Origin of the sequence: Rhizobium sp. 18055 (genome assembly GCF_902706285.1) — a bacterium.
Classification (GTDB): domain Bacteria; phylum Pseudomonadota; class Alphaproteobacteria; order Rhizobiales; family Rhizobiaceae; genus Rhizobium.
Genome location: NZ_CACSKD010000154.1, coordinates 1 through 531, shown reverse-complemented (window position 1 = coordinate 531; position 531 = coordinate 1). Strand labels below are relative to the sequence as shown.

Sequence of the window (531 nt, the reverse complement as noted above, 5' to 3'; positions counted from 1 at the left end):
GTAGTAGTCGTCGCGGTAGATGAACATGATGATGTCCGCATCCTGCTCGATGGCGCCGGATTCGCGCAGGTCGGACATCATGGGCCGCTTGTCGGTGCGCTGCTCCACCGAGCGGTTCAGCTGCGAGAGCGCGATCACCGGGCACTGCAGCTCCTTGGCGAGCATCTTCAGGCCCCGGGAGATTTCACCGAGTTCGGTGGCCCGGTTGTCGGAACTGGAGGAGCCGGACCCGCTCATGAGCTGCAGGTAGTCGACCACGATCAGGCCGAGCTTGCCGCACTGGCGCGCCAGGCGCCGGGCATTGGCGCGCAGCTCGCCCGGGGTGAGGCCGGGCGTCTCGTCGATGTGCAGCGACACGGTGCGCAGCCGCTCGATCGCCTCGGTCAGGCGCGGCCACTCCTCGTCGCTCAGCTTGCCGGTGCGCAGGTTGCCTTGGTTCACGCGGCCGATCGAGCCCACGATACGCACGGCCAGCTGGGCGGCGCCCATTTCCATCGAGAAGATGGCCACGGGCAGGCCCTCGTTGAGCGC

General features: G+C 67.8%; 1 protein-coding gene. It reads right to left on the bottom strand.

Annotation, left to right across the window (positions count from 1 at the left end):
• The coding region (locus GVL52_RS31795; protein ID WP_280179126.1) for a DnaB-like helicase C-terminal domain-containing protein at window positions 1–531 on the bottom strand (531 nt) is incomplete at both ends.